The organism is Buttiauxella warmboldiae (assembly GCF_003818135.1).
In the GTDB taxonomy this organism is placed as follows: Bacteria; Pseudomonadota; Gammaproteobacteria; order Enterobacterales; family Enterobacteriaceae; genus Buttiauxella; species Buttiauxella warmboldiae.
Genome location: NZ_RPOH01000003.1, coordinates 19,082 through 42,515, shown reverse-complemented (window position 1 = coordinate 42,515; position 23,434 = coordinate 19,082). Strand labels below are relative to the sequence as shown.

Annotated in this window: 19 protein-coding genes and 3 pseudogenes; 10 read left to right on the top strand and 12 right to left on the bottom strand. The window is 54.2% G+C overall.

What is annotated here, in order from left to right; genetic code table 11:
- Positions 1–19 precede the first annotated feature (19 nt).
- The 3 genes from lpdA to yacL all read left to right on the top strand — a co-directional run bounded on the left by lpdA (position 20) and on the right by yacL (position 5,190).
- Positions 20–1,444, top strand: coding sequence for a dihydrolipoyl dehydrogenase (lpdA, locus tag EHN07_RS00765; protein ID WP_167467262.1), 1,425 nt, complete (start codon positions 20–22; stop codon positions 1,442–1,444).
- A gap of 603 nt (positions 1,445–2,047) precedes the next feature.
- Positions 2,048–4,645 (top strand): bifunctional aconitate hydratase 2/2-methylisocitrate dehydratase, encoded by a 2,598-nt coding sequence (acnB, locus tag EHN07_RS00760; RefSeq protein ID WP_124022326.1) that lies wholly within the window; start codon positions 2,048–2,050, stop codon positions 4,643–4,645.
- A gap of 179 nt (positions 4,646–4,824) precedes the next feature.
- Positions 4,825–5,190, top strand: coding sequence for a protein YacL (yacL, locus tag EHN07_RS00755; RefSeq protein ID WP_124022325.1), 366 nt, complete (start codon positions 4,825–4,827; stop codon positions 5,188–5,190).
- A gap of 61 nt (positions 5,191–5,251) precedes the next feature.
- On the opposite strand, the gene EHN07_RS00750 is transcribed toward yacL, so the two are convergent.
- Complete coding sequence (locus EHN07_RS00750) at positions 5,252–5,599, bottom strand: YacC family pilotin-like protein (RefSeq protein ID WP_124022455.1); 348 nt, start codon at positions 5,597–5,599, stop codon at positions 5,252–5,254.
- A gap of 156 nt (positions 5,600–5,755) precedes the next feature.
- Between EHN07_RS00750 and cueO the strand changes: the two genes are divergently transcribed.
- A complete protein-coding gene (cueO, locus tag EHN07_RS00745; protein ID WP_124022324.1) occupies positions 5,756–7,309 on the top strand; it encodes a multicopper oxidase CueO in 1,554 nt (517 codons plus the stop codon).
- Between the two features lie 58 nt (positions 7,310–7,367).
- Here cueO and EHN07_RS00740 read toward each other — a convergent pair whose 3' ends face one another.
- Positions 7,368–9,749 carry a glucose/quinate/shikimate family membrane-bound PQQ-dependent dehydrogenase gene (locus EHN07_RS00740; protein ID WP_124022454.1) on the bottom strand — a complete coding sequence of 794 codons (2,382 nt, stop codon included), beginning with the start codon at positions 9,747–9,749 and terminating at the stop codon, positions 7,368–7,370.
- A 193-nt stretch (positions 9,750–9,942) separates the two neighbouring features.
- On the opposite strand from EHN07_RS00740, the gene hpt reads away from it, so the two are divergent.
- Positions 9,943–10,479: a hypoxanthine phosphoribosyltransferase gene (gene hpt, locus EHN07_RS00735; protein ID WP_167467255.1), complete on the top strand. Its 537-nt coding sequence runs from the start codon at positions 9,943–9,945 to the stop codon at positions 10,477–10,479.
- Between the two features lie 51 nt (positions 10,480–10,530).
- On the opposite strand, the gene can is transcribed toward hpt, so the two are convergent.
- The gene (can, locus tag EHN07_RS00730) at positions 10,531–11,211 is read right to left on the bottom strand and encodes a carbonate dehydratase (protein ID WP_124022322.1); all 681 of its coding nucleotides are present in this window, start codon (positions 11,209–11,211) and stop codon (positions 10,531–10,533) included.
- 108 nt (positions 11,212–11,319) lie between these two features.
- Between can and EHN07_RS00725 the strand changes: the two genes are divergently transcribed.
- From EHN07_RS00725 to EHN07_RS00710, 4 genes and pseudogenes are all read left to right on the top strand, one after another.
- A complete protein-coding gene (locus tag EHN07_RS00725) occupies positions 11,320–12,246 on the top strand; it encodes an ABC transporter ATP-binding protein (protein WP_124022321.1) in 927 nt (308 codons plus the stop codon).
- Complete coding sequence (locus EHN07_RS00720; RefSeq protein ID WP_124022320.1) at positions 12,243–13,013, top strand: ABC transporter permease; 771 nt, start codon at positions 12,243–12,245, stop codon at positions 13,011–13,013. The genes EHN07_RS00725 and EHN07_RS00720 overlap by 4 nt, the downstream gene beginning before the upstream one ends.
- 119 nt (positions 13,014–13,132) lie before the next feature.
- Positions 13,133–13,564 (top strand): PTS sugar transporter subunit IIA, encoded by a 432-nt coding sequence (locus EHN07_RS00715; RefSeq protein WP_124022319.1) that lies wholly within the window; start codon positions 13,133–13,135, stop codon positions 13,562–13,564.
- A gap of 86 nt (positions 13,565–13,650) precedes the next feature.
- Positions 13,651–13,815: pseudogene (locus tag EHN07_RS00710) on the top strand (polysaccharide deacetylase family protein); the annotation flags it as partial.
- A 106-nt stretch (positions 13,816–13,921) separates the two neighbouring features.
- On the opposite strand, the gene panD reads toward EHN07_RS00710, so the two are convergent.
- The 9 genes and pseudogenes from panD to thpR form a co-directional block, all read right to left on the bottom strand.
- Positions 13,922–14,302, bottom strand: a complete 381-nt coding sequence (panD, locus tag EHN07_RS00705) for an aspartate 1-decarboxylase (RefSeq protein ID WP_124022318.1) — start codon at positions 14,300–14,302, stop codon at positions 13,922–13,924.
- Between the two features lie 95 nt (positions 14,303–14,397).
- Complete coding sequence (gene panC / locus EHN07_RS00700) at positions 14,398–15,252, bottom strand: pantoate--beta-alanine ligase (protein ID WP_124022317.1); 855 nt, start codon at positions 15,250–15,252, stop codon at positions 14,398–14,400.
- 13 nt (positions 15,253–15,265) lie between these two features.
- Positions 15,266–16,060, bottom strand: a complete 795-nt coding sequence (panB, locus tag EHN07_RS00695; RefSeq protein ID WP_124022316.1) for a 3-methyl-2-oxobutanoate hydroxymethyltransferase — start codon at positions 16,058–16,060, stop codon at positions 15,266–15,268.
- Positions 16,061–16,131: 71 nt separating this feature from the next.
- Positions 16,132–16,611 carry a 2-amino-4-hydroxy-6-hydroxymethyldihydropteridine diphosphokinase gene (gene folK, locus EHN07_RS00690; RefSeq protein ID WP_124022315.1) on the bottom strand — a complete coding sequence of 160 codons (480 nt, stop codon included), beginning with the start codon at positions 16,609–16,611 and terminating at the stop codon, positions 16,132–16,134.
- Positions 16,608–18,005, bottom strand: a complete 1,398-nt coding sequence (gene pcnB / locus EHN07_RS00685) for a polynucleotide adenylyltransferase PcnB (RefSeq protein WP_208646965.1) — start codon at positions 18,003–18,005, stop codon at positions 16,608–16,610. Before pcnB ends, folK begins: the two co-directional genes overlap by 4 nt.
- A 56-nt stretch (positions 18,006–18,061) precedes the next feature.
- Positions 18,062–18,955, bottom strand: a pseudogene (gene gluQRS / locus EHN07_RS00680) (tRNA glutamyl-Q(34) synthetase GluQRS).
- A 76-nt stretch (positions 18,956–19,031) separates the two neighbouring features.
- Positions 19,032–19,487 (bottom strand): RNA polymerase-binding protein DksA, encoded by a 456-nt coding sequence (gene dksA / locus EHN07_RS00675; RefSeq protein WP_124022313.1) that lies wholly within the window; start codon positions 19,485–19,487, stop codon positions 19,032–19,034.
- A 188-nt stretch (positions 19,488–19,675) separates the two neighbouring features.
- Entirely contained in the window at positions 19,676–20,380 is a 705-nt protein-coding gene (gene sfsA / locus EHN07_RS00665; protein ID WP_124022312.1) for a DNA/RNA nuclease SfsA, read from the bottom strand.
- Entirely contained in the window at positions 20,381–20,920 is a 540-nt protein-coding gene (gene thpR / locus EHN07_RS00660) for an RNA 2',3'-cyclic phosphodiesterase (RefSeq protein WP_124022311.1), read from the bottom strand.
- Between the two features lie 74 nt (positions 20,921–20,994).
- Between thpR and hrpB the strand changes: the two are divergent.
- Positions 20,995–23,409: pseudogene (gene hrpB / locus EHN07_RS20565) on the top strand (ATP-dependent helicase HrpB); the annotation flags it as partial.
- Between the last annotated feature and the right edge of the window lie 25 nt (positions 23,410–23,434).

Here is a 23,434-nt window from a genome sequence, read left to right as displayed (position 1 = left end):
AATAAATTAAGAGGTCATGATGAGTACTGAAATCAAAACTCAGGTCGTGGTACTTGGGGCAGGCCCGGCAGGTTACTCTGCTGCATTCCGTTGCGCTGATTTAGGTCTGGAGACCGTCATTGTAGAACGTTACAGCACCCTCGGCGGTGTTTGTCTGAACGTTGGCTGTATCCCTTCTAAAGCCCTGCTGCACGTTGCTAAAGTTATCGAAGAAGCGAAAGCACTGGCTGAGCACGGCATCGTTTTCGGCGAGCCGAAAACTGACATCGACAAAATCCGTACCTGGAAAGAAAAGGTTATTAACCAGTTGACTGGTGGCCTGTCCGGTATGGCGAAAGGTCGTAAAGTTAAAGTGGTGAACGGCCTGGGTAAATTTACCGGTGCTAACACCCTGGTTGTTGAAGGGGAAAATGGTCCAACGACTATCACTTTCGACAACGCAATCATCGCGGCGGGTTCTCGTCCGATTCAACTGCCATTCATTCCGCATGAAGATCCACGCGTGTGGGATTCTACCGACGCACTGGAACTGAAATCCGTACCAAAACGCATGCTGGTTATGGGCGGCGGTATCATCGGTCTGGAAATGGGCACCGTGTATCACGCGCTGGGTTCAGAAATTGACGTGGTTGAAATGTTCGACCAGGTTATCCCGGCTGCCGACAAAGACGTGGTGAAAGTCTTCACCAAGCGTATCAGCAAGCAGTTCAACCTGATGCTGGAAACCAAAGTGACGGCGGTAGAAGCCAAAGAAGATGGAATCTACGTCACAATGGAAGGCAAAAAAGCCCCTGCTGAACCACAGCGTTATGACGCGGTTCTGGTGGCAATCGGCCGCGTACCTAACGGTAAGCTGCTCGATGCAGGCGCTGCTGGCGTTGAAGTTGACGAGCGTGGCTTCATTCGTACCGACAAGCAAATGCGCACTAACGTGCCGCACATCTATGCTATCGGCGATATCGTCGGCCAGCCAATGCTGGCTCACAAAGGTGTTCACGAAGGCCACGTTGCCGCTGAAGTTATCGCCGGCATGAAGCACTACTTCGACCCGAAAGTGATCCCTTCAATCGCCTATACCGAACCAGAAGTTGCATGGGTAGGTCTGACCGAGAAAGAAGCGAAAGAAAAAGGCATCAGCTACGAAACCGCCACCTTCCCGTGGGCTGCTTCTGGCCGTGCTATCGCTTCCGATTGCGCAGACGGTATGACCAAACTGATTTTCGACAAAGAAACTCACCGTGTTATCGGTGGTGCGATTGTCGGGACTAACGGCGGCGAGCTGTTGGGCGAAATCGGTCTGGCTATCGAAATGGGTTGTGACGCTGAAGACATCGCGCTTACCATCCACGCGCACCCGACTCTGCACGAGTCTGTAGGTCTGGCGGCTGAGATCTTCGAAGGTAGCATCACCGACCTGCCAAACCCGAAAGCGAAGAAAAAGTAACTTTCCGGATTTGACCAAGCGGCCCTGCGGGGCCGTTTTTTGTGGGAAAAGCGTAGCGTTATCCGGCGTGGCTGCCGGGTGACAAGAGTATTAGATTTGCCACGCAGGAAGGATGAACTGCTTCCGGGCCCGGTGACTGGCTGCTACACCAGCGAAGCAGGCCGCTTATGAATATAAATAAAAGTGGTGTGTTGGGATATGGTGATTTAATGTTTGCAAAGAGTTGCATCTATTTTTAAGTTGGTGTGCACAAAACAAACAGTTTATCTTGCACCTGTATATTCCAGAAGGCAAAATAGCTCTCGTATTAGGTTTGCCACAAAATATTTCTCCTCATCGTGTGCTACCACCCTGAAGAGACAAACGAGCCGCCGAAAGGCGGTTTTTTTGTCAACGAAACTTCCCTCTGACAGCTTCGCCGCGATTCGTAACGATTCAGCCTGTATTTAATGTTGCTTTTTTGTAAACACATTCACCCTCCCTGAAAATCCTGCTATGCTGCCCATCGCGGAACCGGGCATTGACCCTGCAAACTGCTGTCTCACAGGAGCGTGAAGAGCATAGCCGGAACCGATAATGACAATGAGAGCGAGGAGAACCGTCGTGCTAGAAGAATACCGTAAGCACGTAGCCGAACGTGCTGCAGATGGGATTGTTGCAAAACCTTTAGAAGCATCCCAAATGGCCGCACTGGTCGAGCTGCTGAAAACCCCTCCTGCGGGGGAAGAAGAATTCCTTTTAGATCTTATTACTAATCGTGTTCCGCCGGGCGTTGATGAAGCCGCCTATGTTAAAGCCGGTTTCCTGGCTGCCCTCACTAAAGGTGAGGCGACCTCCCCGTTAATCTCCCCAGAGAAAGCTGTAGAACTGCTTGGCACTATGCAAGGTGGCTACAACATTCACCCGCTGATTGACGCGCTGGATAATGAAAAACTGGCCCCGATCGCAGCTAAGGCGCTGTCCCACACGCTGCTGATGTTCGATAACTTCTATGATGTGGAAGAGAAAGCCAAAGCGGGCAATACCCACGCACAACAAGTGCTGAAATCCTGGGCTGATGCCGAGTGGTTCCTGTCGCGCCCTAAACTGGCTGAGAAAATCACCGTTACCGTATTTAAAGTCACCGGTGAAACCAACACCGATGACCTGTCTCCGGCACCTGATGCCTGGTCACGCCCGGACATTCCTTTGCACGCATTAGCGATGCTGAAAAACGCCCGTGAAGGTATCGAACCGGATCAGCCTGGAAGCGTTGGCCCGATCAAACAGATCGAAGCGTTAAACAAAAAAGGTTTCCCGCTGGCATATGTGGGTGACGTTGTGGGTACGGGTTCTTCTCGTAAATCTGCAACCAACTCCGTGCTGTGGTTTATGGGCGACGACATCCCGAACGTGCCGAACAAGCGCGGCGGCGGCGTGGTGCTCGGCGGTAAAATTGCACCAATCTTCTTTAACACCATGGAAGATGCGGGCGCGCTGCCAATCGAAGTTGACGTAAACGACCTGAACATGGGCGATGTTATCGACATCTATCCATATAAAGGCGAAGTGCGTAACCATGAAACCAACGAAGTTATCGCTAACTTTGAGCTGAAAACCGACGTGCTGCTGGACGAAGTTCGTGCCGGTGGGCGTATTCCGCTGATCATCGGTCGCGGTCTGACAACCAAAGCTCGTGAAGCGCTGAATCTGCCACGTAGCGAAGTCTTCGTGCAGGCAAAAGACGTTGTCGCAAGCACTCGCGGCTTCTCTCTGGCACAGAAAATGGTGGGCCGCGCTTGTGGCGTGGAAGGCATTCGCCCGAACCAGTACTGCGAACCAAAAATGACGTCTGTCGGTTCTCAGGACACCACCGGTCCCATGACCCGTGATGAACTGAAAGACCTGGCCTGCCTGGGCTTCTCCGCTGATTTGGTGATGCAGTCCTTCTGCCACACTGCGGCTTATCCAAAGCCGGTGGATGTGAATACTCACCACACGCTGCCGGACTTCATTATGAACCGTGGCGGCGTCTCGCTGCGTCCGGGCGATGGTGTTATCCACTCCTGGCTGAACCGTATGCTGCTGCCGGATACCGTCGGTACGGGCGGTGACTCCCACACTCGTTTCCCTATCGGGATTTCCTTCCCGGCAGGTTCCGGGCTGGTGGCATTTGCGGCGGCAACCGGTGTGATGCCGCTGGATATGCCTGAGTCGGTGCTGGTGCGCTTTAAAGGCAAAATGCAGCCGGGCATCACCCTGCGTGACCTGGTTCACGCGATCCCGCTGTATGCCATTAAACAAGGCCTGCTGACCGTTGAGAAGAAAGGTAAGAAAAACATCTTCTCTGGCCGCATCCTGGAAATTGAAGGGCTGCCTACGCTGAAAGTTGAGCAGGCGTTTGAGCTGACCGATGCTTCCGCGGAGCGTTCTGCTGCGGGCTGTACCATTAAGCTCGATCGCGAGCCGATCGAAGAGTACCTGAGTTCCAACATTGTGTTGCTGAAGTGGATGATCGCAGAAGGTTACGGCGATCGTCGTACGCTTGAGCGCCGCATCCAGGGCATGGAAAAATGGCTGGCGGACCCTCAGTTGCTGGAGGCCGATGCCGATGCGGAATACGCTGAGATCATCGAAATCGATCTGAACGAGATCAAAGAACCTATCCTGTGTGCGCCAAACGATCCGGATGACGCGCGTCTGCTGTCTGATGTGGCCGGTGAGAAAATCGACGAAGTGTTTATCGGCTCTTGCATGACCAACATCGGCCACTTCCGCGCGGCGGGTAAGCTGCTTGATAGCCATAAAGGCCAGTTGCCAACTCGTCTGTGGGTTGCGCCGCCAACGCGTATGGATGCCGCTCAGTTAACGGAGGAAGGCTACTACAGCGTGTTTGGTAAGAGCGGTGCGCGTATTGAAATCCCTGGCTGTTCACTGTGTATGGGGAACCAGGCGCGTGTGGCGGATGGCTCTACCGTGGTTTCAACTTCTACGCGTAACTTCCCGAACCGTTTAGGCACCGGGGCCAACGTGTTCCTGGCTTCCGCAGAGCTTGCCGCCGTGGCTTCACTGCTGGGCAAACTGCCAACGCCTGACGAATACCAGACCTTTATGGCCCAGGTTGATAAGACGGCGCTGGATACTTACCGTTATCTGAACTTCGATAAGCTTTCTCAGTACACCGAGAAGGCTGACGGGGTGATTTTCCAGACGGCGGTATAGACAATATCAAAGCTACCCTCTCCCTCCAGGAGAGGGCCAGGGGTGAGGGCTTCAGGCTCCACCCCTTTTTTATTTGCCGCTCTGCGGCTTACACGCTGTTTTTCGCCGACTTTGCTGCGATAATTATCTTATACGCTAAGGGGTACCGTGTTTCCCCGGGCAAGGCAGAGGAAAGCACCATGGAATATGAATTTTTGCGCGATGTCACAGGGGTTGTCAAAGTGCGTATGTCAATGGGCCACGAAGTGGTAGGCCATTGGTTTAATGAAGAAGTGAAAGATAACCCGGGCCTGCTGGATGAAGTTGAAGAGGCAGTCAATGCCGTAAAAGGCAGCGAGCGCCAGTGGCAGCGCACCGGACACGAATACACCCTGTGGCTTGATGGTGAAGAGGTGATGATTCGCGCGAACCAGCTGGAAATTTCCGGTGATGAAATGGAAGAGGGAATGAACTACTACGACGAAGAGAGTTTGTCATTCTGCGGCGTAGAAGACTTTATGCAGGTGGTTAACGCTTACCGGGAATTTGTCGCGACTTATCGCTAAACTTTTGCTTTATGCCGTGTCCCAAAAGCCTGTTGCGGACTTCTGGGACAGCTGGCTCAGGCTACTTCACATAGGCAAGCAGGCTGAGCGAGTCCCGGGCAAGGGATTTACATTTGCTGGCCGTCGGTATGGCAATACCGCTTAAATCACGATAGCTCTCTTCACCAAGCGCCTTCATATTGAAGGTGTCGTAATTGCTTAAATCCCACTGGTTTTGCTGGGCAAAAAAGACCAGCGCGCGACGAATTTGTCCGTTAGGCAGATTCTGATAGCCGCAATCATTTTTCAGAAACACAAACACCGCAGTAAGATCGGCCATATCTTCTGCTTCAGACTCGCTAAGCGCCTGACTGCTGGTGGAAAAAGCCAGCAACAACCCCAGCAATACTGCCCTCACTCCCATCTTCATCACATCTACCACTTTTTCTCAGATACGAAACGTTAACACAGTTAAATGAGGTGCGACGAGATATATTCGCAGCGCCATTCGCTGGGTAAAACTTGACCTTCCGGTAAGGGGAGGGTTTATGCTGGCGATCATGCCTGCGAATAAAAGGAGTCGACTATGCATCGCCGTGATTTTCTGAAATATTCTGCGGCCATCGGTGCGTTTAGCGCGCTGCCGCTCTGGAGTAAAGCGGCGCTGGCCGCCGACAGACCCACATTACCGATCCCCACGCTTCTCGCCCCTGATGCAAAGAATAGCATTCGTTTGGCCGTGCAGGCGGGCAAAAGCACTTTTAATGGCAAAACGGCTACCACCTGGGGCTACAACGGCAATTTACTCGGGCCGGCTTTGCACCTGGCTCAGGGTGAGGAAGTCACCGTTGAGATTAAGAACAACCTGGCAGAAGAGACCACGGTTCACTGGCATGGTTTAGAAATTCCCGGAGATGTCGACGGCGGGCCACAAGGTGTTATTGCCGCCGGCGGCAAGCGCACGGTGAAATTCACCCCCCAGCAACGTGCGGCAACCTGTTGGTTCCACCCGCATCAACACGGTAAAACGGGCCATCAGGTAGCGATGGGGCTGGCAGGCCTGGTGTTAATCGACGATAGCGAAAGCCGCGCGCTGCGCTTGCCGAAACAGTGGGGGATTGATGATGTCCCGCTGATTATTCAGGACAAGCGTTTTGCCGCCAGCGGGGAAATTGATTATCAACTGGACGTGATGAGTGCCGCAGTAGGCTGGTTTGGCGACACTCTGCTGTGCAACGGCGCGGTGTATCCGCAACATGCCAACCCGCGCGGCTGGCTGCGTTTGCGCTTGCTGAACGGCTGTAACGCCCGTTCGCTGACGATAGCGGCAAGCGACAACCGTCCGCTGTATGTCATTGCCAGCGATGGTGGCTTGCTGGCTGAGCCGGTAAAAGTGACCGAACTGCCAATGCTGATGGGTGAGCGTTTCGAAGTGCTGGTAGATACTCGCGACGGCAAAGCGTTCGATATCGTGACGCTTCCAGTTAAGCAAATGGGGATGACGGTTGCACCGTTTGATAAACCGCAGCCCGTGGTACGTATCCAGCCGCTGATTGTTGCCGCTTCGGGTGAAATGCCTGACAAACTGGCCGCCGTTCCGGCGCTGCCGAGCCCTGAAGGGATCGCGGAACGCTGGCTGCAACTGATGATGGACCCTATGCTGGACATGATGGGGATGCAGGCGCTGATGGATAAATATGGCCCGCAGGCGATGGCGGGCATGAGCATGTCCGGGCATGGCAATATGGGCCAGATGAGCCAGGGAAAGATGAGTCACGGCATGCAGGGCTTCGATTTCCACCATGCCAATAAAATTAACGGCAAAGCGTTTGATATGAATACGCCGGCGTTTGCCGTTGAGAAAGGCAAATACGAGAAATGGACGATTTCCGGCGAGGGCGACATGATGCTGCATCCGTTCCATATCCACGGCACGCAGTTCCGCATTCTCAGTGAGAACGGCCAGCCTGTAGCCGCTCATCGCCAGGGCTGGAAAGACACGGTTCGTGTGGAAGGCGGGCGCAGCGAAGTGTTAGTGCGTTTTGATCATCCCGCTTCTAAAGATCAGGCCTATATGGCGCACTGCCACCTGCTGGAGCATGAAGATACCGGCATGATGCTTGGGTTTACGGTGGCGTAAAAGTGCCCCTCTCCCTGGTCCTAACCCTAACCCTCGTAGAGAGGGTTAGGGCCAAATATTACTGAGCCTCGTCCGGTAAAGCGTAAGCAACAATATAGTCGCCCATCCTGGTTCCGAAAGAGCCGTGGCCGCCCGCAGAAATCACCACATATTGCCTGCCATTCACTTCATAGGTCATCGGCGTTGCCTGCCCACCGGCTGGCAGCCGCGCTTCCCACAGCTTGTCACCGTTGCTGATGTTATAAGCGCGCAGGTAGTTATCTGCGGTTGCGCCAATAAACAGCACGTTCCCGGCGGTAGAAATTGGGCCGCCCAGCATCGGCATTCCCATTCTAAACGGCAGGGGCAGCGGTGAGCTGTCGCGCACGGTACCGATACGTTTTTTCCAAACTACTTCGTTGGTTTTTAAATCCACCGCAGAAATGTAGCCCCACGCGGGTTGCTTACAGGGTAAGCCAATCGGAGAGAGGAACGGATTAAGCGTTACGCCATACGGCACGCCGTACTGTGGCTGAATACCCGATTCAGAACCCGTGCCTTTGGCATCTTTCGGTGGCTCCATTGGGTTGCCCGGGCCGCGCGGCATCAGCTTAGAGACAAACGGCAGCGCCATTGGGTTGGCAATCGCCACCTGTCGATGAGGATCAACCGAAATTCCACCCCACTCGAACATCCCCAGGTTACCCGGGAACACCAGCGTGCCTTGCTCGGAAGGCGGTGTGAAGATGCCTTCATAACGCAGCTTATGGAAGATAATGCGACACACCATCTGGTCGTACAGCGTGGCTCCCCACATATCCGCACCGCTGAGATCTTTCTTCGGACGGAAACTTAAATCCGAAAATGGCTGGGTTGGCGTCACGTAATCACCTTTTGCCGCCCCTTGTGGCACCGGTTTTTCCGGAGCCGGAACCACCAGTTTGCCATTGCGACGGTCGAGCACAAAGATGTTGCCGGTTTTCGCAGGCGCGTAGACCACCGGGACGGTTTCACCTTTAACGGTAATATCCGCAAGCGTCGGCTGCGACGGCATATCCATATCCCACAGGTCGTGGTGAACCGTTTGATAAGACCAGGCCAGTTTCCCGGTGGTCGCGTTCAGCGCCACAATGCTGCTGGCATAACGCTCCTGTTCCGGCGTGCGGTTGCCGCCCCAGATATCTGGCGTGGCGACGCCCATCGGCAGATAGACCAAATCAAGTTTCGCATCGTAGGCCGCGGGTGCCCAGGAGTTCGGCGAGTTCGGCGTGAAATGGTGCTCATCCCCTGGAATCAGGTTCGGATCTTTCGCGCCGGGATCGAATGCCCACAGCAGTTTGCCGCTGTTGACGTCAAAACCACGGATCACCCCGGACGGCTCGCGCGTGGAGAAGTTATCAGTTACCGCGCCGGCAATCACGATGGTTGTATCGGTGACGATCGGAGGCGACGTCGGCTCGTACATGCCCGGCGTGGTGACAGGCATGTTGGTTTGCAGATTCAGAATGCCTTTATTCGCAAAGCTTGCGCACAGCTTGCCGTTATCGGCATTAATCGCAAACAGGCGGCCATCATTCACCGGAAGAATAATACGGCGCGGGCAGTCGGAAACCACCTCCGGGCCTGCGTTATCCGCTGTTGCTTCATGGTAAGAAACCCCGCGGCAGGTAACGTGTTGAAATGAAGGGTTGGTATCCAGACGCGGATCGAATTTCCACTTCTGCTTGCCGGTTGCCGCATCCAGCGCAAACAGCTGCTGGTGCGCAGTACACAGATACAGCGTATCGCGGATTTTAATCGGCGTGACTTCGTTAGTGATTTCACCTGGATCGGTTGGGCGCTTCACATCGCCCGTCTGGAATCGCCATGCTTCTTTAAGCTGGCCGACGTTTTTATCGTTGATCTGCTTTAACGGAGAGTAGCGCTGACCTTCCTGATTGCGGCCATAGGCAGGCCAGTCGGCATCAGGAATAGTGGAGGTTGCGGCAGAGAAGGTTTGCGTATCAGTTTTCAGCGTGCCGCTGATCTCTTGCGGATCGTTAAATACCGCCCAGGCTAGGCCTATCACCGTGAACACCAGTACCGCGCCCAGTGCCGGAGCCGCACCTGCTGAAGGCTGGGTAAGCCGGCGATAGACAAACGGCAGCAGCAGCCATACGCCGAAGAAGAACAGCACGTCTAACCGGGGAGTTAATGCCCAGAAATCGAAGCCCACTTCCCACACGCTCCACGCTCCGGTGCCAAGCAGTAATAGGGCGTAAAGCCAGAGCGCCAGCGCTTTGCGTTGCCAAAATAACCATGCGATGGCTAACATCACCGCCCCGGCAATGGGGTAGTACCAGGAACCACCCACGGCCACTAGCCATATCCCGCCAATAAGTAAATACACGCCTGTCAGTACCGCAAACAGGACTGTTAAGGTTGCGACGAGTCGCGAACCAGAGTGATTTGTTTTCACGATTATCACGCTCTTAAAAGTTTAACAGCAATTAATTATAGTGATTAACATGCGTGACACTCATCACATAAATGGCTTTTTTACCATTTGGGCACGGCGATGGGTTTTGCTGTTATACTGCTTGCCTGAATATTTTATGCTGATTAAATATCGATCGGCATTTAATGATTTGTTTTTAAATCATATGGTTATAACTATGAAACATACTGTTGAAGTGATGATCCCCGCAGCGGAGATCAAAACTCGTATCGCTGAACTGGGTCGTGAGATCACTGAACATTATCGTGATAGCGGTAGTGATATGGTGTTGGTTGGCCTGCTGCGTGGCTCATTTATGTTCATGGCGGATCTGTGCCGTGAAGTACAGGTGCCCCACGAAGTCGATTTTATGACCGCATCCAGCTACGGCAGCGGCATGTCCACCACCCGCGATGTGAAAATTCTGAAAGACCTCGATGAGGATATTCGCGGCAAAGACGTGCTGATTGTCGAAGATATTATCGATTCTGGTAATACCCTGAGCAAAGTGCGCGAAATTCTGAGCCTGCGTGAGCCGAAGTCGCTGGCCATTTGTACGCTGCTGGATAAACCAGAGCGCCGCGAAGTGGACGTGAACGTGGAGTGGGTCGGCTTTGCGATACCGGACGAGTTCGTCGTGGGTTATGGCATCGATTACGCTCAGCGTTATCGCCATCTGCCGTACGTCGGCAAAGTGGTGCTGCTGGACGAATAAGTCGGTAGCATCCATTAAAAAGGGCCATTAAGGCCCTTTTTGCTATCTGGCTTACTGCGAAGGTGTTCTATTCTTATGGCTGCGATGGGAGTTTTGCAGGTTCGAAATCCCGCTGCGGTAACCTTGCTCCAGCGATTCACGGCTGGTGGCGGTGACTTCTAAATCGCGCAGGCGGCCGTCGTGAATACCGTAGGCCCAACCGTGCACCGTGACTTTCTGGCCGCGCTTCCACGCTGACTGCATAATGGTGGAATGGCCGAGGTTATAAACCTGCTCCATCACGTTGAGCTCGCACAGCGTATCCAGGCGTTGCTCCGGTGGGAGTTCTCCCAGTAGCGAGCTATGCTTGAACCAGATATCGCGGATATGCAGCAGCCAGTTGTTGATAAGCCCTAAATCCGGGTTCTCAACCGCCGCCTGTACGCCACCGCATCCGTAGTGACCGCAGATAATAATATGTTCTACTTCAAGTACATCAACCGCGTACTGCACAACAGAAAGGCAATTTAAATCCGTATGAATCACCAGGTTTGCCACATTACGGTGAACAAACAGCTCGCCAGGCTCAAGGCCTGTCAGACGTTCTGCGGGGACGCGACTATCAGAACAGCCAATCCACAAGAAGCGAGGTTTTTGGGCCTGAGACAAACGTTCAAAAAAGCCCGGGTCTTCTTGCTCCATCAGTTTTGACCAGACCTGGTTATTGCTGATGAGGGTATCAATGTCTTTCATGGAGGTTAACAACCTGTAACGGAAGAAGTGCGTTGGGGTAATATAGGGCAACTGAATAAATTTTAAAACTGCTTAACTTTTTTGTACCGAACAAGGTAACTGGAAATAATGACCATTGCATTAGAGCTGGAACAGTTAACGAAAACCTATCCCGGTGGTGTTCAGGCGCTGCGCGGCATAGATCTTCGCGTGGAGGCAGGGGATTTTTATGCTCTGCTGGGGCCGAATGGCGCAGGTAAATCCACCACTATTGGTATTATCAGCTCGCTGGTAAATAAAACGGCGGGTCGGGTACGAGTGTTTGGCTACGATCTTGAAAAAGATGTGGTCAACGCCAAGCGCCAGCTTGGGCTGGTGCCGCAGGAGTTTAACTTCAACCCGTTTGAGACGGTGCAGCAGATTGTGGTGCACCAGGCGGGTTACTACGGCGTTGAGCGCAATGAAGCCATCGCCCGCAGCGAAAAGTACCTCAAACAGCTCGATCTGTGGGAAAAACGCAATGAACGTGCGCGTATGTTGTCCGGTGGGATGAAGCGCCGTTTGATGATTGCCCGTGCGTTAATGCATGAGCCGAAACTGCTGATCCTTGATGAGCCAACGGCAGGCGTCGATATTGAGCTACGCCGCTCAATGTGGGGCTTCCTGAAAGATCTGAATGATAAAGGCACCACCATTATTCTGACCACCCACTACCTTGAAGAAGCTGAAATGCTGTGCCGCAACATCGGCATTATTCAAAACGGCGAGCTGGTCGAAAACACCTCAATGAAATCGCTACTTGCAAAATTGAAGTCAGAAACGTTTATCCTCGATCTGGCGCCGAAAAGCCCGTTGCCGCAGCTTGATGGCTACCAGTATCGGCTGGTCGACACCTCAACGCTTGAAGTTGAAGTGCTGCGCGAGCAGGGAATCAATAGCGTCTTTAGCCAGTTAAGCTCGCAAGGGGTGCAGGTATTAAGTATGCGTAACAAAGCTAACCGTCTTGAAGAGTTGTTCGTCACGCTGGTTAACGGTCCGAAAGGAGGGCAGGCATGATGCGGCTCTATTGGGTGGCGTTAAAAAGTATCTGGACTAAAGAGATCCACCGTTTCACGCGGATCTGGATCCAAACCCTGGTGCCGCCGGTCATTACCATGACCCTGTATTTTATTATTTTCGGTAACCTGATTGGTTCACAAATCGGCTCCATGCACGGCTTTACCTACATGCAGTTTATCGTGCCGGGTCTGATCATGATGGCCGTGATCACTAACTCTTATGCCAACGTAGCCTCTTCGTTCTTTAGCGCCAAGTTCCAGCGCAACATTGAAGAGCTGCTGGTGGCACCGGTGCCAACGCATATTATTATTGCAGGCTATGTTGGTGGCGGCGTGGCGCGTGGTCTGTGCGTGGGGATCCTGGTAACCGCGGTTTCGCTGTTCTTCGTGCCGTTCCAGGTTCACTCGTGGCTGTTTGTTGCGTTAACGCTGCTGCTGACTGCGATTTTGTTCTCGCTGGCGGGGTTGTTGAATGCGGTATTTGCCAAAACTTTTGACGATATCAGCCTTATCCCGACCTTCGTGCTGACTCCGTTGACCTACTTAGGCGGCGTATTCTACTCGCTGTCGCTGTTGCCACCGTTCTGGAAAGCGCTATCGCACCTTAACCCGGTGGTCTATATGATCAGCGGCTTCCGTTACGGTTTCCTCGGCATTAATGACGTGCCATTGCTGTTCACCGTAGCGGTGCTGGTGGGCTTTATCGTCGCCTTCTACATTCTGTGCTGGTATCTGATCCAACGCGGGCGCGGCCTGCGCAGCTAATGCGGCTACCCTCCCCGAAAGGGGAGGGTAAATAAGAATTTTCCCACCCCGTTTTGATTAACATCACATGGCCTTTTTGAGCTTCTGGCACACTTGCGCTCTGCGAAAAGGAGAACGCTATGTTAGGTTGGGTGATTGTCGGTCATGACTACTACGCTCAGGATATGCTGGATGCAATCGAGCGCCGTTTTGGGCCGCAGCCGCAATGTTGCGCGGTGAATTACTGGAAAGGGCTGAGCACAAATATGCTCAGCCGTATGATGTGCGATGCGCTTTATCATTGTGATTCGGGAGACGGAGTGGTCTTTCTCACCGATAAAACCGGCGCAGCGCCCTATCGCACGGCAGCGCTGATGAGCCACCAGCATCCCCACTGTGAAGTGATCTCCGGCGTCACGCTGCCGCTATTGTTTGCGATGCGTATGCATCGCGAAACGCTGAGCAGCGAAGCGTTTCGCGAACGCATCGTGGAGCAGGGAGGGACGGGTATCACCAGCCTCTGGCACCAGCAGCAGAAAAATCCGCCGTTCGTACTACTCCACCAATACTAATTTGCAAGGTGGGTATTGGGCAGCCTTTTGTTAGAATAGCGGCTTCATCAGTTGTTGAGACACTCAGTGCTGTTAAATCCGTTATGGCAGTGAAAGCGGCGAACGATGCGGGTTTCCATATGGCGGTGACAACGGTGCGTGGGAAGGTTAAACCGGGAGATAATCCGTTTGTGCTAAAACGGCTTTATATTCTGCGCACGGATTCGCTGGAAACCATGTCGGGGTTGATTAGTAACCAGCCCGCTTCTTGAGTTTTACCTGAGCGTAAAACGCCCTCACCCTCAGGTGAGGGAATGGTACGGCTTTTTCCTTCTCCCGGAGGAGACTGCTGGGATGAGGGCGGTGCGTTATAACCGGCTAGGCCACCTGAACCGGCACGGCTTTCGCCAGGCGTTTCATTTCGTTGTCGCTGTCGAAATAGGCCACTTTCGGCTGCCAGCTGCGCGCTTGCTCATCCGGCATGGTGACGTAAGTGGCGATAATCAGAATATCACCGACATCAGCACAGTGTGCCGCCGCGCCGTTAACCGAAATGATCTTCGAACCGCGTTCGCCAGCGATGGCGTAAGTGGAGAAACGCTTGCCGTTGGTGACGTTATAAATATCGATGGCTTCATATTCCAGAATGCCTGCCGCCTCAAGGAAGTCCTGATCGATGGCGCAGGAGCCTTCATAGTGCAAATCCGCCTGCGTCACTTTGACACGGTGAAGTTTGCCTTGCAGCATGGTGCGTATCATAGCTTAAACCTTCGTCACTGGAGTTACGTAAGCGGCAAGCTTAGCGCCTGCCATCGGAGTTTAGCCGGCAGTATTACCCGATTTTTCCGGGCTGTCTACCGGGAGAGTTCGACCTGAATATTATCAATCAAACGTGCCTGACCGAGCCAGGCGGCCATCAGCACCACGGCGCGTTTGCTGTTAACATTCAGCTCCAGCAGGGTATCGGCGTCGCGAATTTGCAGGTCGTCGGAGCGGAAGCCTTTTTCGTTAAGCTCGGTGGCGGCAATCACCAGCATCTCTTCGGTATCACGCTCACCGGCACGCAGCTTATCGGCCAGAGACTGCATGACTTTATGCAGGCCCGGTGCAATTTTACGTTGTTCAGCGTTCAGGTAGCCGTTGCGCGAGCTCAGCGCCAGGCCATCTTTGGCGCGCACCGTTGGCACGCCGATTATCTCGATGTCGTAGCCCATATCCGCCACCATTTTGCGGATAACGGCGACCTGCTGGAAATCTTTTTCACCGAAACAGGCGATGTCAGGCTGCACCAGATTAAACAGCTTGCTGACGATGGTGGCGACGCCGCGGAAGTGGCCCGGGCGGCTTGCCCCTTCGAGCATGGTCGAAAGACCCGGTACTTCGACAAAGGTCTGGGATTCCAGACCCTGTGGGTAAATATCAGCAGCGGCAGGGGCAAAAACCAAATCCACTTTGCGGCGGTTTAGCTTTTCGCAATCTTCCTGCAAGGTGCGCGGATAGCGGGTTAAATCATCCGGGCGGTCAAACTGCATGGGATTGACAAAAATCGTGGCGATTGTGACATCGGCGCGGCTTTTCGCCTCATCGACCAGCTTCATATGCCCGTCGTGCAGATTGCCCATGGTTGGCACCAGCGCGATGCGTTTACCTTCCAGGCGCCAGCGGCGGATTTGCTGACGTAACAGCGGTATGGTTTCGATAATCAACACAACCCTTCTCCTGTCAGTGGAAACTGTGTTCTTCGCCCGGGTAGGCGCCGGACTCAACTTCGGAAATGTACTGCCGCACCGCAGCGCGCATATCACCGCTTCCGGTGAGGAAGTTTTTGGCAAATTTTGGAATATGGCCGCCGGTGATCCCGAAGGCATCATGCATCACCAGAATCTGCCCGTCTGTTACATTGCCCGCGCCAATACCGATGACCGGAATAGTCAGCGCCTCGGTGATGCGTTTTGCCAGGGCAACCGGCACGCACTCCAGCACTAACAGCTGCGCCCCTGCGGCTTCAAGCGCGATGGCATCATCAAACAGCGTTTGCGCGCCCGCCTCATCACGCCCCTGAATCTTATAACCACCGAAGATATTGACCGACTGCGGCGTCAGACCCAAATGCCCGCAAACGGGAATGGCACGCTCGGTCAGCATTTTGACAGTCTCAACCAACCAACGACCGCCTTCAAGCTTGACCATATTGGCACCGGCGCGCATCAGTTCGGCGGAGTTGGCAAAGGTTTGTTCAGGCGTGGCGTAACACATAAACGGCAGGTCGGCCAGCAGCAGGCAATTTGGTGCGCCACGGCGCACAGCACGCGTGTGGTAGACAATATCTGCTACGGTGACGGGTAAAGTGGAGTCGTGGCCCTGAACGGTCATCCCTAATGAATCGCCAACCAGCATCACACCTATGCCTTCGTCGGCAAACAGTTTTGCAAAGCTGAAATCGTAGGCGGTGATAGTGGCGAATTTGCGTTGAGCCTGTTTCCACTGGCGCAACTGAGATATGGTGATTGGTTTCATGGCAATCCCTGAGAATAAAGGGTGAGGGAGTGAAATCGATTGCTATATTAGCAAACAGAACACCGTTGTGGTTACCAAAACGTAATCCCATCCCGGGAGAGATTTTTTAATACCTCGGCAACACGCAGGCCGCACGGGAAGGCGCAATCAGGGGCAATTTCCAGCAGCGGAACCAGCATAAATGCCCGGTTTTTCATATCGTAATGCGGCACGGTAAGCGCAGGCGTTGCGATGGTCAGATTACCGAACAGCATGATATCGAGATCGAGGGTTCGCGGCCCCCAGCGTTCTGCTTTGCGCACGCGGCCATGCTCCAGCTCAATACGTTGAGTATGAGCCAGTAATGCGGCGGGCGACAGGCCAGTTTCCAGCGCCACGGCGGCATTGAGGTAATCAGGTTGGTCTTGCGGGCCGAGCGGAGGGGTACGGTAGTACGAAGAGGTTGCAACCACCCGGCTGTGCGGAATGGTTGCAATGGCGTCAAGCGCGTGAGTTACCTGCTCAAGCGGCGACGCCAGGTTGCTGCCAAGGGCGATATACGCCAGCGTCATGCACTGCCTCCGCTACGCGGTGCGCGTTTACGCGGGCGGCGATGGCGGCGGCGTGCCGTAGGTTCATCCCCCAGGACATCGAGCATCTCTTTTTGCGCAGGTGGCGCGGCCACCTGGAACTCGCCCCACCATTTGGTCAGGCGCAGTAATTCCTGGTTATTTTCCACTTCTGCACGCAGCGCCAGCAGATCGTAAGCGGCACGGAACTTAGGATGCTCCATCAGCTTCCACGCGCGTTTGCCCTGGCGGCGTGACAGACGAAGCTGCAGGCCCCAGATATCACGCACCAGCGTAGTGATACGTTTTGGAATCGCCAGCGCGCGGCAGGCTTCATCCAGCACCTCATTGGTCGCCAGCGCGAAGGCGTCCATATAGGCAAGGCCGCTTTCCTGAGTCAGCTTCTGCGCCATCTCAAGCTGTGGATACCAGAAAATGGCGGAGAACAGGAAGGCCGGATTGACCCGCATATCGTTCTGAATACGGTTATCGGTATTCTTCAGCACCTGAACGATAATGCGTTCCATCGGGCTGTCGCCCTGCTCGGTAAAGTTGCGGGTGATGGTCGGGAATAGCGGCTGGAACAGCTGATATTCACGCAGTAATTCATAGGTTGGATAACCGTGACCGGCCTGCAAAAGTTTTAACGACTCTTCAAACAGGCGGGCGGGCGGTACATCGTTAATCAAGGTTGCCAGGCGCGGAATCGGCTCGCCGGTTTCCGGGCTAATCGTCATATTCAGCTTGGCGGCAAAGCGTACAGCGCGCAGCATACGTACCGGGTCTTCGCGGTAGCGCGTTTCAGGGTCGCCGATTAAGCGGATAACGCCATCGCGCAGATCGCGCAGGCCGCCGACATAATCGCGCACCGAGAAGTCAGCCACGCTGTAATAGAGGCTGTTGATGGTGAAATCACGGCGCTGCGCATCTTCTTCGATAGAACCAAAGATGTTATCGCGCAGCAGCATACCGTTCTGGCCCGTTTGCGAGGTCTGTTTATCAGACTTTTGCTCTTCGTGGTGCCCGCGGAAAGTGGCGACTTCGATGATTTCCGGCCCAAACATCACGTGAGCCAGACGGAAGCGACGGCCGACTAAACGACAGTTACGGAACAGTTTACGCACCTGATCGGGGGTTGCGCTGGTGGTGACATCAAAGTCTTTCGGGCGTTTGCCAAGCAGCAGGTCACGCACGCCGCCACCCACGAGGTAAGCCTCATAGCCTGCTTTGTTCAGACGATAGAGCACCTTGAGGGCATTTTCACTGATATCTTTGCGCGACAGAGCATGCTGGTCACGCGGAATGACCGTGATTTGCGGGAGATCTTCACTCTCCTCGACCACGACGTCATCGCGGTTAAGCACCTTGCGGCAAAAATTAGCGACTCGGGTAAAAATAGTACACCTCGGCAGTGTCAATCATAGGGACAAAAAAAACAGCGGCTAATCATAGCTCAGTGCGCGCCATTTGAGAATGATGTATTCATGACGATGCTGGCATAACGGCCTCAAGCGACCAGCTTTGCACCGCCTCGCTAAGCAGCTCATTTAACGTCAGGTCTCGCCAGTGGGCGATTTCCGGCTGATGCAAAAAAGCCAGCGCGGCGTGAATAACAGGGCGCGGATCGCCCTTTGGCAGGGCTGGCGCATGATTCTGCTTCGATAATTTTGCGCCATTCTCATTCAACACCAATGGCAAATGGACGTAATCCGGCACCTTCCAGCCAAATTGTTGATACAGCGAAATTTGCCGCACGGTGGGCTCAATTAAATCGGCACCGCGCACAATTTCGCTCACGCCCTGGAAACTATCGTCCACCACTACCGCAAGATTATAGGCAAATAACCCATCGCGACGGTGAATGATAAAATCTTCACGCGCCAGCTGCTCGTCAGCTATTAGCGTTCCGTGCAGCTTATCGGTAAAGCTTAATACCGGGTGGCGTTGTAGAAAGCGTACTGCGGCATTTTCCGGCCCGTGATTTAACGTACGGCAATGGCCGTCGTAAAAACCGCCAAGCTGCTGAATTCGGCTGCGGGTGCAGGTGCAGTAATAGCTCAGCCCTTGCTGATGCAGCCAGGCGAGCGCCTCACGGTAGGCTTCGTGGCGCTGAGACTGCCATAACTTCACCGTCCCAGTGCAGGCCGTAATGTTCCAGCTGCTGCAGTATGGTGGTGGCGGCACCTGCCACTTCACGCGGCGGGTCGATATCTTCAATGCGCACCAGCCATCTGCCCTGTTTTGCGCGGGCCTGCAGGTAACTGCCGAGGGCCGCAATCAGCGAGCCGAAATGGAGTTCACCGGAAGGTGAGGGGGCAAAGCGACCAATGTAGTGGGATGTATTCATGTCGGCGGCGCAGGCTGGAAATAAATAAGGCGGGAGAAGACTCCCGCCATTATGAATATTCTGAAATCGCGAGCTGTTAGCCAGCCATCTGTTTTTCGCGAATTTCTGCCAGCGTTTTACAATCGATGCACAAATCAGCTGTCGGACGAGCTTCGAGACGGCGGATGCCGATTTCAACCCCACAGGACTCGCAGAAACCGAAATCTTCGTCTTCTACTTTCTTGAGGGTCTTCTCGATTTTCTTGATCAGTTTACGTTCCCTGTCACGGTTACGCAGTTCGAGGCTGAACTCTTCTTCCTGGGCTGCACGGTCTACCGGGTCCGGGAAGTTTGCTGCTTCATCCTGCATATGCGTTACCGTGCGATCAACTTCATCCATAAGTTGGCTACGCCAGGCTTCAAGAATGCGCTTGAAGTGCGACAGCTGGGCTTCGTTCATATACTCTTCGCCCGCTTTCTCCTGATATGGCTCCACCCCAGCGATGGCGAGGATACTCAGGGACGATGTTTTACGCTTTTGCCCTTCTTGCATGTTGTTTCTCCTTAACACGCACTATCGGTCCCCTGTTCGGGGGAAAATCAGGCCGCTATAAATAGCAGATGCTTTTCAGGATGGCAATTATATAAATTCCTCTCTTGACAAGCCTGTGAAGAAAAGCGTATTTACGCGAACCGCCAGCACACAAAACAGACAAACGTTAACCGATCTGTATTAAGAAATTATAAACAGACAGGCAACGGCGAAATTAGAGTAAGGCCACAGGCTGAAAGTTCAGCCTTATAAGCGATAATTTCAACTCCGCGCTGTTGCGCCTCGCATAATAGCTGTGCGTATTTGGCGTCTATGTGGCGTGCCGGGGAAACCTGAGTGATAGCAGAATGCAATACTGCAAACAGCAGCACCGCGCGTTCGCCCTGTGTAACCACATTCATCAACTCTCGCAGATGCTTCTGCCCTCGCAGGCTGACGGCATCGGGAAAATAGCCACATCCCTGTTGTGATAACGTGACTGATTTCACTTCAATATAGCAGTTAACCTTGCAATCTGCCTGTAACATAAAATCAATGCGGCTGCGTTCCGCACCGTATTTCACTTCACTTTTTATTGTTGTGTAACCAATTAATTCTGGAATGGCTTGCGCGCTTAATGCTTCTTTTACCACCGTATTAGCGCGTAGCGTATTAACGCAGATAAATTCACCGTTTTGCGTCTGGGTTATTTCCCAGCTATGAGGATATTTCCGGGTCAGGCTGTCAGAGGTGGAATACCACACGGTGTCGCCCGGCGTGGCACAACCCGTCATGGCGCCAGTGTTTGGGCAATGCAGCGTTAGCTCTTCACCGGCAGGCGTAATCACGTCAGCCAGAAAGCGCTTATAGCGTTTAACGAGCGTGGCCTGCTGTAACGGCGGGTTAAATTCCATTTACTCTTCCTTATTACTTAATGACCAGCTTTGCAGCTGCTGATAGCGCGTACGCCCTTGTTTGAAAACCGACTCATACAGCGCAAACGCTTCAACCTTAAACTGCCAGCGAAAACCGGGGGGCGGAATCGCCACCGCCCGCGTGGTGTTACGATAAAGCGTAATATGCGGGTGAAAAGGTTGCGGGCTCTGGTAGCAGCCGCTGCGCGCCGCCTGTGCGCGTAGCATATTTGCCAGTTGAATCAGCCCTAAAGGCGCATGGCGCGGGCCAATCCACACCACATTTGAACGCACCCACTGCCCTGCGTCATCGATTGTCAGGGTAAAACCACGCTGACGAATGCGCCCGGCGAGCAGGCTCAGAGCCTGTTGCTTTTCAGCGCTAATATCTCCTAAAAAAGCCAGCGTAAGATGCAGGTTTTCCGCCGCCACCGGACGCCCGGTCTCTTCAGGAAACTGCGTGGCGCGCCACTGGATAATCTGCTGTTGCACCTCTTTGGGTAGTTGAAGGGCGAAAAACAGACGGCGAGTCTCAGCCATTTTGCTCTCTCTCGTTATGGTTTGGCTTGATGCTACAATAGCGAACTTTCGATGATAACCTTTTGGAGCTTTTCGTGCCGTCATTACCGGTCGCCGCTGTGCTACCCGCTCTTCTTAACGCTTTGCACAACGCGCCGCAGGTCTTGCTGAATGCGCCAACGGGGGCCGGTAAATCCACCTGGCTGCCGTTGCAGATCTTACAGCAGGCAAACTTAGGCGGCCGCATTCTGCTGCTGGAGCCACGCCGGCTGGCGGCGCGGAACGTCGCGCAGCGTCTCGCAGAATTATTGGGTGAAAAACCGGGTGAAACGGTGGGCTACCGGATGCGGGCTGAAACCTGCATCGGGCCGAATACGCAGCTTGAAGTGGTAACCGAAGGCATTCTGACGCGCATGGTGCAGCACGATCCGGAACTGCAAGGCATCGCGCTGGTGATCCTTGATGAATTCCATGAGCGCAGCCTGCAAGCCGATCTGGCTCTCGCACTCTTGCTTGATGTGCAGCAAGGGTTACGCGACGATCTTAAACTGCTGATTATGTCGGCCACGCTCGATAATTCACGCCTCCGGCAATGTTTACCGGATGCGCCGGTTATCAGTTCACAGGGGCGGGCATTTCCCGTTGAGCGGCGATACAGCCCGCTTTCCGCACACCAGCGTTTTGATGAGGCCGTGGCGATTGCGGTGGCAAATCTGCTGCGCGAAGAAGCAGGCTCGCTGCTGCTGTTTTTACCCGGCGTGGGGGAAATCCAGCGGGTTCAGCAGCAGCTACAGGAACGTGTCGCAAGCGATATTCAGCTTTGCCCGCTGTATGGCGCACTGCCGTTAAGTGAACAACGCAAAGCGATTCTGCCAGCGGACAAGGGGAGACGCAAAGTGGTGCTGGCGACCAACATTGCCGAAACCAGCCTGACCATTGAAGGGATACGCCTGGTGGTGGACTGCGCGCAAGAGCGCGTTGCGCGTTTCGACGTGCGCACCGGGCTGACCCGGCTTGTCACCCAACGTATTAGCCAGGCATCAATGATTCAGCGAGCGGGGCGCGCGGGGCGACTGGAGCCGGGTATCTGTCTGCATTTAACCAGCGCCGAGCAGGCAGAACGCGCAAGTCTGCAAAGCGAGCCTGAGATCCTGCAAAGCGATCTCTCCGGCCTGCTGCTCGATTTGCTGCAGTGGGGCTGTGCCGATCCGAGCCCGCTCACCTGGCTTGATACGCCGCCCGCTGCCAATCTGGTTGCCGCCCGCGCTTTATTGCGTAAGCTCAATGCGCTGGATGAGCAAAACCGGCTTACGCCGGCTGGCCAGAAAATGGCCGATCTGGGGAATGAACCGCGCTTTGCCGCGATGTTAGTCAATGCGCAAACCGCGGATGAACAGGCTACGGCGGCACGACTGGTGGCAATCCTTGAAGAGCCGCCGCGTGGCCAGGAGAGCGATTTGCGTAATGCATTTAGCCGACGCCAGGACAACTGGCAGCAGCGCGTCTCCCGGCTTCTGAAACGTGTTAACAGCCGTGGTGGTGAGGCTGATTTCTCACTCGCTGCGCCGTTGCTGGCTCAGGCTTTTCCCGATCGTATCGCTCGCCGCCGTGGGCAGGATGGGCGCTACCAGTTAGCCAACGGTATGGGTGCGATGCTTAATCAGGACGATCCTTTAACCCGCTACGAATGGCTGTTAGCGCCGCTGTTATTACAGGGCAGCAATACGCCCGATGCGCGCATCCTGCAGGCTATTCCGCTGGACATCGAGGCGTTGGTGGCTCAGCGTCCGTCGCTGCTGAGCGAAAGTGACTCCGTCGAATGGGATGAGGCGCTGGGGACGCTAAAGGCGTTTCGCCGCACGCAGATTGGCAAACTGGTGCTGAAGGTTCAGCCGCTGGCAAAACCCTCTGCGGGCGAACTGCATCAGGCGATGCTCAACGGTATTCGTGAAAAAGGTCTGTCGGTGCTGAACTGGTCGCCACACGCGCAACAGTTCAGAACGCGTCTCGCCTGCGCGGCAAGCTGGTTGCCGGAACGGCAATGGCCCGATGTTTCGGACGAGGCTCTGCTGCGCGATTTAGAGCGGTGGTTATTACCTGAACTTGATGGTGTACACTCGTGGCGGGCGTTAAAAACTATTGATGTCACACGGGCGTTACAGAATCTGCTCGACTGGAACGCGCGCGCGCTTCTGGATAGTGCGCTACCAACTCATTACACTGTGCCGACTGGCAGCCAGATAGCTATTCGCTATGATGATGAAAACCCGCCGGTTCTTGCGGTGCGTATGCAAGAAATGTTTGGCGAAGCACGGACTCCGGCCATTGCCGAAGGCCGTGTGCCGCTGGTGCTGGAGTTACTCTCCCCGGCACAGCGACCTTTGCAGATAACGCGTGATTTAACCGCATTCTGGAATGGTGCGTATCGGGAAGTGCAAAAAGAGATGAAAGGACGTTATCCAAAGCACGTCTGGCCGGATTCGCCAGCAGATGCGCTGCCAACGCGGCGCACTAAAAGTACCAATAACTTTGAGA

Bases quoted from the DNA above. Each gene is read 5' to 3' on its own strand.
- panD (WP_124022318.1), bottom strand. From the start codon at position 14,302: ATGATACGCACCATGCTGCAAGGCAAACTTCACCGTGTCAAAGTGACG.
- hpt (WP_167467255.1), top strand. From the start codon at position 9,943: ATGAAACATACTGTTGAAGTGATGATCCCCGCAGCGGAGATCAAAACT.
- dksA (WP_124022313.1), bottom strand. From the start codon at position 19,487: ATGCAAGAAGGGCAAAAGCGTAAAACATCGTCCCTGAGTATCCTCGCC.
- folK (WP_124022315.1), bottom strand. From the start codon at position 16,611: ATGACGCTGGCGTATATCGCCCTTGGCAGCAACCTGGCGTCGCCGCTT.
- EHN07_RS00750 (WP_124022455.1), bottom strand. From the start codon at position 5,599: ATGAAGATGGGAGTGAGGGCAGTATTGCTGGGGTTGTTGCTGGCTTTT.
- EHN07_RS00725 (WP_124022321.1), top strand. From the start codon at position 11,320: ATGACCATTGCATTAGAGCTGGAACAGTTAACGAAAACCTATCCCGGT.
- EHN07_RS00720 (WP_124022320.1), top strand. From the start codon at position 12,243: ATGATGCGGCTCTATTGGGTGGCGTTAAAAAGTATCTGGACTAAAGAG.
- cueO (WP_124022324.1), top strand. From the start codon at position 5,756: ATGCATCGCCGTGATTTTCTGAAATATTCTGCGGCCATCGGTGCGTTT.
- EHN07_RS00715 (WP_124022319.1), top strand. From the start codon at position 13,133: ATGTTAGGTTGGGTGATTGTCGGTCATGACTACTACGCTCAGGATATG.
- thpR (WP_124022311.1), bottom strand. From the start codon at position 20,920: ATGGCTGAGACTCGCCGTCTGTTTTTCGCCCTTCAACTACCCAAAGAG.
- lpdA (WP_167467262.1), top strand. From the start codon at position 20: ATGAGTACTGAAATCAAAACTCAGGTCGTGGTACTTGGGGCAGGCCCG.
- can (WP_124022322.1), bottom strand. From the start codon at position 11,211: ATGAAAGACATTGATACCCTCATCAGCAATAACCAGGTCTGGTCAAAA.
- yacL (WP_124022325.1), top strand. From the start codon at position 4,825: ATGGAATATGAATTTTTGCGCGATGTCACAGGGGTTGTCAAAGTGCGT.
- panB (WP_124022316.1), bottom strand. From the start codon at position 16,060: ATGAAACCAATCACCATATCTCAGTTGCGCCAGTGGAAACAGGCTCAA.
- sfsA (WP_124022312.1), bottom strand. From the start codon at position 20,380: ATGGAATTTAACCCGCCGTTACAGCAGGCCACGCTCGTTAAACGCTAT.